Origin of the sequence: Clostridium sp. (genome assembly GCF_036642255.1) — a bacterium.
Classification (GTDB): Bacteria; Bacillota; Clostridia; order Clostridiales; family Clostridiaceae; genus Clostridium_J.
Genome location: NZ_JAVWDJ010000020.1, coordinates 47,415 through 57,110, shown reverse-complemented (window position 1 = coordinate 57,110; position 9,696 = coordinate 47,415). Strand labels below are relative to the sequence as shown.

General features: G+C 32.0%; 10 protein-coding genes. 6 read left to right on the top strand and 4 right to left on the bottom strand.

The window, feature by feature from the left end:
• The first annotated feature begins 19 nt into the window (after positions 1 to 19).
• From RR409_RS12255 to RR409_RS12245, 3 genes are all read left to right on the top strand, one after another.
• Positions 20 to 616 (top strand): hypothetical protein, encoded by a 597-nt coding sequence (locus tag RR409_RS12255; protein WP_332558048.1) that lies wholly within the window; start codon positions 20 to 22, stop codon positions 614 to 616.
• A gap of 327 nt (positions 617 to 943) precedes the next feature.
• Positions 944 to 2,401, top strand: coding sequence for an SPFH domain-containing protein (locus RR409_RS12250; RefSeq protein WP_332558047.1), 1,458 nt, complete (start codon positions 944 to 946; stop codon positions 2,399 to 2,401).
• 274 nt (positions 2,402 to 2,675) lie between these two features.
• A complete protein-coding gene (locus tag RR409_RS12245; protein WP_332558046.1) occupies positions 2,676 to 3,047 on the top strand; it encodes a DUF2500 domain-containing protein in 372 nt (123 codons plus the stop codon).
• Positions 3,048 to 3,325: 278 nt separating this feature from the next.
• On the opposite strand, the gene RR409_RS12240 is transcribed toward RR409_RS12245, so the two are convergent.
• Positions 3,326 to 3,760 carry a hypothetical protein gene (locus RR409_RS12240; protein WP_332558045.1) on the bottom strand — a complete coding sequence of 145 codons (435 nt, stop codon included), beginning with the start codon at positions 3,758 to 3,760 and terminating at the stop codon, positions 3,326 to 3,328.
• A gap of 259 nt (positions 3,761 to 4,019) precedes the next feature.
• On the opposite strand from RR409_RS12240, the gene RR409_RS12235 reads away from it, so the two are divergent.
• From RR409_RS12235 to RR409_RS12225, 3 genes are all read left to right on the top strand, one after another.
• Complete coding sequence (locus RR409_RS12235; protein ID WP_332558044.1) at positions 4,020 to 4,742, top strand: DUF1287 domain-containing protein; 723 nt, start codon at positions 4,020 to 4,022, stop codon at positions 4,740 to 4,742.
• A gap of 176 nt (positions 4,743 to 4,918) precedes the next feature.
• Positions 4,919 to 5,449, top strand: a complete 531-nt coding sequence (locus RR409_RS12230) for a YcxB family protein (RefSeq protein WP_332558043.1) — start codon at positions 4,919 to 4,921, stop codon at positions 5,447 to 5,449.
• A gap of 248 nt (positions 5,450 to 5,697) precedes the next feature.
• Positions 5,698 to 6,087 (top strand): DUF2500 domain-containing protein, encoded by a 390-nt coding sequence (locus RR409_RS12225; protein ID WP_332558042.1) that lies wholly within the window; start codon positions 5,698 to 5,700, stop codon positions 6,085 to 6,087.
• Between the two features lie 456 nt (positions 6,088 to 6,543).
• On the opposite strand, the gene mscL is transcribed toward RR409_RS12225, so the two are convergent.
• The 3 genes from mscL to RR409_RS12210 all read right to left on the bottom strand — a co-directional run bounded on the left by mscL (position 6,544) and on the right by RR409_RS12210 (position 9,660).
• Positions 6,544 to 6,975 carry a large-conductance mechanosensitive channel protein MscL gene (gene mscL / locus RR409_RS12220; protein ID WP_332558041.1) on the bottom strand — a complete coding sequence of 144 codons (432 nt, stop codon included), beginning with the start codon at positions 6,973 to 6,975 and terminating at the stop codon, positions 6,544 to 6,546.
• Positions 6,976 to 7,111: 136 nt separating this feature from the next.
• Positions 7,112 to 8,548, bottom strand: coding sequence for a proline--tRNA ligase (proS, locus tag RR409_RS12215; RefSeq protein WP_332558040.1), 1,437 nt, complete (start codon positions 8,546 to 8,548; stop codon positions 7,112 to 7,114).
• Positions 8,549 to 8,742: 194 nt separating this feature from the next.
• Complete coding sequence (locus tag RR409_RS12210) at positions 8,743 to 9,660, bottom strand: DMT family transporter (RefSeq protein ID WP_332558039.1); 918 nt, start codon at positions 9,658 to 9,660, stop codon at positions 8,743 to 8,745.
• Positions 9,661 to 9,696 lie beyond the last annotated feature (36 nt).

Below are 9,696 nucleotides of genomic sequence, written 5' to 3'. Positions count from 1 at the left end.
TGCTAAAAGGGGGGAGCATATGAAAAAGAAAGTGAGTTTTATTATTTCAACAATAATCATTATTGCACTGGGTTCTACATTTCTGATGAGTAAGGCTAATGATGGTGCTAAAACAATAGAAGAGGCAATAACCGCACCTGTGTCAATACCAGTAAATATTATCCACGAAGAAAAAACCAGTAAAGGAAGTATAGTATTTTGCAGCACTTTAGGTGGTGATGGCTTATATACTGCAGTTGTGAAAAAGGATATAAGCGGTTTCAAGATGGTTCACAGTGGTGGAGGGGATATAAGCTCTCCAGTAGATAAGTTTGGCATATCCTACTCTTATTTTCCTAGTATAGAAAAGACTTCGCTACCAATATATTTTGGATTAATTGGTGATCCTCAAATTAGTGAAGTTAAGATTGTGGAAAAGAGAAGTCTTCTTGAAGAAGAAGCGAAAATTGTGAATGCAGAAGGCAATAGATTATGGCTTGCAAATATGAATAAATTTAAGGGCTTAGACTTTGAAATCATTGGTCTTTCAGCGGATGGTAAAGAATTAACGAGAATTAATGATAATATATCGGTATACTATGCAGAAGAAAAATTACTTGAAAATCGTTATAAGTAATTGATATTTTCCACCTTGAAATTCTATGTTAAGGTAGAAGATAAAAATAATTCAAAGGATATAATTTAGCTTTACAAGTGTGGGTAAAGTAAAAGCAGTTTTAGCAAGAGAGTTAAATCATTTCAGCACTATTTATTACAGATAAAAAATTAAAGATATGCAAGAGCAAAGTCTAATATGCATAAATTGTAAAAAAACAGTACAAGAAAAGGTTAATAAAATGTAAAATTTTAAATATGCATTAAAATTCTTAGCAAATTATTGAAAGAAAATTCAGTCTAAGATACAATTAAAGTAGGGGAATAATCAAATAAAAGGGGGATGTAAATGGTGTTAGAAATTTTAGGAAACGTATTACCTATTGCGCTACCAATTTTAGGGGTGCTAATTATTATTTTAGCATTCTGGAAGAGAGTACCAGCAGATAAAGCTATGGTAATCACAGGACTCAAAAAAAGAGTATTGTCAGGTAAGGGTGGTATATTAATACCTATCCTAGAAACTTCTTGTATAATTTCATTAGAAAATATTTCTATGACCACTGATGTTAACGAAGCACCTTCAAAACAAGGCATATTTGTTAATATTGTGGGTACTGCTGTAGTTAAAGTTAAAAATGATACAGAAAGTATTTTAAAAGCAGTAGAGCAATTTTGCAGCGGTGGAGCAGACAACACAGTAAATGTAATTAGAAATATAGTTGAGCAAATTTTAGAAGGTAAGCTTAGAGGAATCATATCTACATTAACTGTAGAGCAAATTAATGAAGACAGAGCTTCCTTTGAACAAAGAATAGAGGATGATATAAGAAGAGAACTAGAATCTATGGGACTTTTACTTGTATCTTATTCAATACTTAAAATATCTACTCAAGGTGGATACCTTGAAAATAGAGCAAAACCTCAAATAGCACAATCTAAAGCTGATGCTGATATTGCTGAAGCTGAAAGAAAAAGAGATACTGAAATCAAAACGGCTAATGCTACAAGAGAAGGACAAAAGGCAAAACTTAGTGCTGAAACAGAAATCGCTGAAAGTGAAAGAGATAAATCACTTAAGGTTGAAAGTTATCGTGCTGAGAGAGATAAAGCTAAGGCTAATGCTGACGTAGCATACAAACTTCAAGAAATTGAAAATGACTCCTTACTTGCACTACAACAAGCAGAACTAGCTAAAAAGAATGCTCTTGTTGTGGAAGAAAGACTTGTTGCTGAAGTTAAAAAACCTGCTGATGCTAAAAAGTATGAGACTGAGGTAAATGCTGAAGCTAACAAGGTTAAAGCAATTAAAGAGGCTGAAGCACAAGCTGAAACTATTAGAATAAAAGCTATAGCAGCAGCTGATGCTAGAAAGATTGAAGCCCAAGCTGAAGCAGCAGCAATTAGAGCTAAAGGTCTTGCTGAAGCTGAAGCTATACAAGCAAAAGGTCTTGCAGAGGCTATGGCTAAGGATAAGTTAGCTGAAGCTATGGAAAAATACGGGGAGGCAGCAATTGTTGAACTTATAGTAAGTAGACTTCCTGAAATTATGAGTGCTGTGGCTAAACCAATGGAACAAGTTGATAAGATTACAATTATAGACAATGGTGGAAATCAAGGAGCTTCTAAGCTTTCTAAAGTAGTTACTGATGTAGCGGCTAACGGCTTTGAAGTGTTAAAAGATTTAACCGGAGTTGATATTAGCAATATATTAAATGGCTTTGCAAATAAAGCTATGATGGAACAAAACCTTCCAGTTAAAGACGTGGTAGAAGCTACTGTAGCTCAGAACAAGCCAGAAGTTTAGTAGAATTCTTTGCAGCTTAATTTTAAGAGAAAAAGCATTCTTTCACTAATAATGTGAGATTTATGTTATAGTAAAAACATTTATGCATAGGATGATGATAGTTTAGAGTAAGGATTTATTTTCCTTACTCTTTTTATTTTACGTCACCTAGGACAAGCCTTCCACGTATAATGTATTAACTAATGAACCTATTGTTTCTTTACGTCTGCATAAGGTGATGTGAGCATAAGCTATTTACCTTATAAGAAATGATCAATACTTTTAGGAGGTTCCCATGGATTTTATGTTTAATATTTTTCCAGTGTTTTTTGTTATAATATTTGTTATTGTAATTGGTTCTTTTATAGTAGCAGCTGCAACTGGAGTGAAAGAATGGAGTCACAATAATGGTCAGCCCAAGCTTACAGTAAATGCAAAGGTGGTATGCAGAAGAGAAAATGTTACTCATCATAACCATAATACTGGAGACCACATGCATCAAACCACATCCACAACTTATTATGTAACTTTTGAAGTTGAAAGCGGAGACAGAATGGAGTTTGTGGTTAGTGGTAATCAGTATGGAATGCTTGCTGAGGGAGATAAGGGGAAGCTTCATTTTCAGGGAAGTCGCTACTTAGGCTTCGATAGAAGTATTAATATATAAGCTGCAACCTTATTTTACATTATAGAATCACTTTAAAGACCTATAACAAAGAGAATGCAAAAAAGAACTAGATATTCATGGAGTTTACTTATTGCATTCTAAATATAAACAAACTGATTATTGAAGAATCAAAAATCTACGTGGCCTTGCACAGGGAGGTAGATTTTATTGAAAGGTATTATTTTAGGTTTCATTGTAACAGATTTGCAAAAATAAATTTTCAGGTTAGAAAATATTATTGAATATCCCTGAAAGAGCAAATAAAACCCTAGGAAGTCCTAGGGTTTTATTAAGCCTTTTTGTGCACTGAGACTTTGTTGGATCATAATTAAGGTATCATGAAGTCTTTCGAATAATAGTCCAGCAACAAACCAGGCAGGGGCATATACCAGTGTAATTACTCCATAAATTTGTAGTGGCCTAGAGGTGTAATCCCAAGGGCAGACACCTAAAATTCCCTTAAGTAACATTCCTGTAACAAATTCTGCTGCAAAAATTAATAGGGTGTAGATACCTCCTCTAATCATTAGTGGGAAATGTCTTACCTTGTTATGGACAGGTTCGAGAAAAATAGCAAGACCGTATATGGGAAACATCCAAATATAGGTCTGACCAGTAAGCTTTATATCTCCACTAAACATGGAAAATAAACCAGTCCAAATCACCTCAACACAAAAACCAGTAAGTCCGTAAATAACAAATCTTTTTACCATAATTATAGTTTTTTCAGATATAATTAAACTATGCAGGTATTTTAAAATTGTACAGGCCAAAAGGGAAATATAAGTGTTAGAAACTAAAGAGATAAGATTTTTAGTTATGAGAAACTACCAAATAATATATCTGCAGGCCATAAAATTAGGTTAGGCAAATATTATAGATACATAGGAAGATTTATTAATGAAATACATAAACTCATGGGAGAGTTTTTAAGGATATGAGCACTATAATTAAGTAATAGGGGAGATTTCAATGAGGAGGTTAATAAAAACAGTAAGGAATATTATTTTAATTGTTTTAATAATAGGAGTGGGTTCTATAATATTTATTAGATCACTTAGAAATTTTGTTATTGGGAGAACTGGAACTATAATTTGGGAACTTGAAAATAAGGTGAATTTACGCAATAAAGTCCAGGTACCAGAGGATTATCCCAAGGTGGATAAAAATAACAATGGTATACCTGATCCCATAGATGTAGTAAGGGCTGCAAGGAAAGAAGCCAAAAGCAAAACTAAATACAGGGATGCCTACTATGCTGGCGGATATCCACCTGAGGGGGAAGGGGTTTGCACTGATGTTATTTGGAGAGGGTTAGAGGGTATTGATATAAATTTAAAGAATTTAATTGATGAGGATATAAAAAATAATAAAGAAAATTATTGGAGAATAGATGGAAAGGCTGATCAAAACATAGATTTTAGAAGAGTGCCAAATCAGCTAGTATACTTTCAGCAGCATGCAATTTCTTTAACAACAGAGATGATTCCTGGAGATATAGAAAATTTAACACAATGGCAGCCAGGGGATATTATAGTTATGCTAAAGCCCTATGAACACGTAGCCATTGTTTCTGATAAAAGAAACACCAAGGGAGTACCTTATGTAATTCATAATACAACACCTCATGCAATAGAATGTCCTTATGTGTTCCAGGATGCAGAAGTTGCGGGTCACTTTAGATGGAAATACTAATGAAAAATAAAGGTGATTTTAGGTGAAAATATTAATAAAATATAAAGCTTAAAAATAAAAATAGATAATAAGGTTATAAATTACAAGGTGAAATTAAAAATTTAAAGAGGATTATTGTTATAAAAGTAGAATAAATATGAAAAAACATATTACAACTTAGTAATGGGGGAATTAATGTGAAGATAAATTATGAACTAGTAAAAGAGGACTACTTAGAATTTAACTTGCATCATATGGCAAAATCCAAATCTATCAAACGAGGTTTATTTATTGAAAGATATATTATTTCAATAATGTTTTTACTTGTTCCTTTTATGCTTAGAGGGAGAAATACGTTGCCAGCACCTGTTTTCTATGGAATATTCATAGGTATTTTTGTAATATGGGTGGCACTTTTCCCGAAGTACTTTTGGTATAACATAAAGAAAAGATTAGAAAAGATGTTAAATGATGAAAAGTATAAGGGTGTATTTGGACCTCAGAATCTTTCAATCACAGACTTTGGAATTTTTGAATTTGAAAACTCAGAAAAAAGTAAGGTTACAATGAAAGACGTAGAAAAAGTTGATGTTACAGATAAGGGGATTTATATTTATATTAGTTCAGCTAATGCTTATGTAATCCCAGCGAGAGCTTTTAAATCTCTTAGTGAAAAGCATGAACTTATAGATTTATTAAAGAAGCACTGCAAAGTATGTGAAGAATGAGGCATGTATTAGGAAATTTACTTTAGTTAAAGTAAAAGTTCATCCTAGAGTTTAACCTTAAAATTTCACACATGAAATAAATAGATAGTTTAAAAAATTTATTTATTATATTTTAACTAACTAAAGGCTTTCTCTTGAAAAAGGGAAGGCTTTTTTATTAATGTTAAATATGAAAAATAATACTGTTAAAAGAACAATAATTAGGATAAAACGTATAATATAGTAGAGCAAGTATTACGGAGGAGATTATGATATCTCATAATTTAGCCTTTTATATATTCATTATAATGTTGTTCTTTATTTTCATAGTAGCGTCCCTTGGATTCCTCACAGCAATGTTTGATAATTGTAAAATATGGACTTATGGTGGAGTTAAACCTATAGAAACTGTTGAAGCAAAGGTAGTAAATAAAAGAGTTAAGGTATTTCATGATACCCAATCTTTTGGAGATATGATTCCAAGTTACAACTATGCCACTAGCTATTATATAACCTTTGAGATAAAGGGTGAAGAAAAGATAGAGTTTTCTCTTACAGTGGTAGAATTTGAAAATATTAATGAGGGAGACATAGGAATGCTTAGTTATCAAGGTTGTAGGCTTTTAGACTTTGAGAAAAAGGGGACAGCATTAGAGTAAAAGTAACTTTATAAGAATAATTTTTAAAAGTCAACTTATTAGCTAATCATGGGTAATAAGCCTAGTGAAAGTAAACTAACAGATTTTAATGAATAGCCTTATATTAATTATAAAATTATAAAATCAATAAAATTATAGAGCTACAGATAAAAAAATAGATATGCTTTTAATTTAAGCATATCTATTTTTGTTTTAGTTGCATTAAACAAGTTTAATGTGCATCAAGCAAGCTTAATGTGCACTAAAACAAATTTTAATAATCATGAAAACAGGTTTTGGCTAGCAGCAAAATAAGTTTTCATGAATAAGAAAATTTATTTTGATAAGCGAGAAATCAAGTTTTAATTGGCATGAAAATAGATTTTCATGAGGCGCAAAATAAATTATAAAGAGCATCAAAACAAGTTTGATGCTCTTTATAGTTTGAAACCTTATTATTTATAATAGAAAATGTGATTAAACTCCTTGGTTTTCTCCTGTAGAAGAATTGCTTTGAGCTTTTAGTAAATCACGGATTTCTGAAAGAAGTAGCTCTTCTTTAGATGGTTTTGGTTCTTCTACAACTACTGGCTTACACTCTTCTTTCTTTTTAAATTTATTAATAAACTTAATAAATAAGAAGATAGAAAATGCTACGATTACGAAATCGATTATGTTTTGTAGGAAGATACCATATTTTATTACTATTTCTTTTCCACCAGCAAAAGCAGGTATCGTTTTGTATAAGTCAGCAACATTTACTCTTCCAAGGATTAATCCAAGTAGTGGAGTTATGATGTCGTTAACAAGAGAAGTAACAATTTTACCAAAAGCTCCCCCAATAATTACCCCCACAGCTAAGTCAACTACATTGCCTTTCATGGCAAAATCTTTAAATTCTTTTAACATATTAAAACACCCTTTTCATAAAAATTCACCTTATAAGCCTATTAACAACTTTAAATATTATCGCAATAATACCATGAATATTATTCGTAACAACACCACGAAAATGTCGGGTAGAACATACATGATTTAAAATTTATTAATATGCTTTACCCCAGAAAACTAATTTACTTGCTTCTTTTCCGCAGCAGATACACTTATCACTTATATTTTCTTGTTCAAAAGGCATACATCTTGAAGTAACTCCAGCCACTTCTTTAAGCTTTTCTTCGCAAGCTCTATCTCCGCACCACATAGCTTTTATGAACCCTGGCTTAGTGTTTGCAATTTCCATAAAATCATCTAAGTTAGTAGCAGAGTAAGTTTTCTCTTCTGCGCTTTTTCTTGCTTTCTCTAAAAGTTCCACTTGCATTAAAGCTAAGATTTCAGTGATTTTATCTTCTATTTCATCTAAAGATACTATTAATTTTTCTCTTGTATCACGGCGAACTAAAACCGCTTGATTATTTTCTATATCCTTTGGTCCAAGTTCAACTCTTACAGGAACACCCTTCATTTCATATTCATTAAACTTCCAACCAGGCATTTTATCGCTAGAATCTAATTTAACTCTTGCAATTTTAGCTACTTTATCCTTAAGCTCTGAAGCTTTATCTAAAACTCCCTCTTTGTGTTGAGCGATTGGAACAATAATTACTTGAGTTGGAGCAATTTTTGGTGGAAGTACAAGACCACTATCATCGCCATGAACCATGATTAGGGCACCGATTAAACGAGTTGTAACTCCCCAAGAGGTTTGGTGAACATACTGAAGTTTACCAGTTTTATCAGAGTATTGAATTCCAAAAGCCTTTGCAAAGTTATCTCCAAAATTATGAGAAGTTCCATTTTGAAGAGCCTTACCATCATGCATCAAGCTTTCAATTGTATAAGTTGAAACAGCTCCAGCAAATTTTTCTTTATCAGTTTTTCTTCCCTTAACCACTGGGATTGCAAGAACATTTTCACATAAATCCGCATAAGTATTTAAAGCATCGATGGTTTCTTTTTCAGCTTCTTCAGGAGTAGCATGCGCAGTGTGACCTTCTTGCCATAAAAATTCAGTAGTTCTTAAGAATGGTCTTGTGGTTTTTTCCCATCTAACTACAGAACACCATTGATTGTATAGTTTTGGAAGGTCATTATGAGATTGTACAATCTTTGCATAATGTTCGCAAAATAATGTTTCAGAAGTTGGCCTTACACATAATTTTTCTGCAAGTTCCTCGTGACCGCCATGAGTTACCCAAGCAACTTCAGGAGCAAAACCCTCTACATGGTCTTTTTCCTTTTGAAGTAAGCTCTCTGGAATAAACATTGGCATATAAACATTCTCATGACCAGTTACCTTTAGTTTTTCATCCAAACTCTTTTGAATGTTTTCCCAAATTGCATAACCATAAGGTCTAATAATCATACATCCTTTAACACTTGAATAATCTACAAGTTCAGCTTTTTTTACGATATCTGTATACCATTGAGCAAAATCCTCATCCATGGAAGTTATTGCTTCAACAAACTTTTTTCCTTTTGACATAATATTTACCTCTTTTTCAATATTTTGATTTTATATATAATTTAAGTTAATACCTACTATTTGTCAATAGAGTAGCATTGGTGTAAAGTGATAACTTAATCTTGCCTTGTATTTTTTAGTACAAGTCTCTTACCTAAAAATCATGGAGAATTATCCTTCCAAATGTCATTAAATATATATTAATTTTAGAGCTATTATAGAGATTCTTCTAAGGCTTCTTTCTCAAAAGATTCTTGTGTTACTTCCTGGGATTTTTCCTTTGAAAGAATAACTACTGAAGCTAAGATTAGTATAGTGCCTATGAAAATAGTTAGGGTAAAAGGCTCACTAAATAATATTATGCCCAGGATTATACTTACTATAGGTTCGAAAGTGCCAAGTATTGCTGAAGGTGAAGGTCCAATAATTTTTATAGCCTTCATAAGTAGTGCTATGGCAGCAATATTTGATATTAATGAAATTCCAAGGAGAGAAGGCACTGTGTAAACATTAAGAGGAAGAGCTATATTTCCAGTTATTGCAGTTACGGAAAATATGGCAAGTCCAGCAAAAATACTTATATAAAATACAGATACATTATTGTCTATGGTTTTTAGTTCCACTTGATTCATCCCAAAGATTGAAATTGAATGAGTAAATCCTGAAGCTATGGCAAGAACAACTCCAAGTATGTTTATATTTTCAAACTTAAACCCTATCAAAAGATAAATACTAATCATAGATAAAAGTAAAGATAGCACCTTATTCTTAGTAAGTGGGTCCTTAAAGAATATTCGATTAACAACAACTACAACAGCGGGATATATAAAGTGTAAAGTTGTTGCAAGTCCTGTAGATATATAATTATAAGAAAAAAGTAACAAGCTGGCTGTGGGGACAAAGCCACAAAAGGACACAAAAACAAGAGATTTAAGCTGTTTTTTCTCCAATTTATAATTAACCTTTTTAAAAAGAAAATAAAGGAAAAGAATAAGAGCAGAAAGCAAAAATCTTACGCTTAAAATTGTTAGAGTATTGGAGCCATTATTGGCTGCATATTTTGCAAAAATGGGCATAATCCCAAAAGCAGCAGAAGATAACAAGGCATAAACTATTCCATTGATTTTTTTCATATCGTCACTCCAAACATAAATTTATATTTTTCTTTA

What these genes read in the sequence shown, in the direction of transcription:
- mscL (WP_332558041.1), bottom strand. Translation starts at nt 6,975, where the DNA reads ATGTTAAAAGAATTTAAAGATTTTGCCATGAAAGGCAATGTAGTTGAC.
- RR409_RS12235 (WP_332558044.1), top strand. Translation starts at nt 4,020, where the DNA reads ATGAGGAGGTTAATAAAAACAGTAAGGAATATTATTTTAATTGTTTTA.
- RR409_RS12250 (WP_332558047.1), top strand. Translation starts at nt 944, where the DNA reads ATGGTGTTAGAAATTTTAGGAAACGTATTACCTATTGCGCTACCAATT.
- RR409_RS12210 (WP_332558039.1), bottom strand. Translation starts at nt 9,660, where the DNA reads ATGAAAAAAATCAATGGAATAGTTTATGCCTTGTTATCTTCTGCTGCT.
- RR409_RS12245 (WP_332558046.1), top strand. Translation starts at nt 2,676, where the DNA reads ATGGATTTTATGTTTAATATTTTTCCAGTGTTTTTTGTTATAATATTT.
- RR409_RS12255 (WP_332558048.1), top strand. Translation starts at nt 20, where the DNA reads ATGAAAAAGAAAGTGAGTTTTATTATTTCAACAATAATCATTATTGCA.
- proS (WP_332558040.1), bottom strand. Translation starts at nt 8,548, where the DNA reads ATGTCAAAAGGAAAAAAGTTTGTTGAAGCAATAACTTCCATGGATGAG.
- RR409_RS12240 (WP_332558045.1), bottom strand. Translation starts at nt 3,760, where the DNA reads ATGGTAAAAAGATTTGTTATTTACGGACTTACTGGTTTTTGTGTTGAG.
- RR409_RS12225 (WP_332558042.1), top strand. Translation starts at nt 5,698, where the DNA reads ATGATATCTCATAATTTAGCCTTTTATATATTCATTATAATGTTGTTC.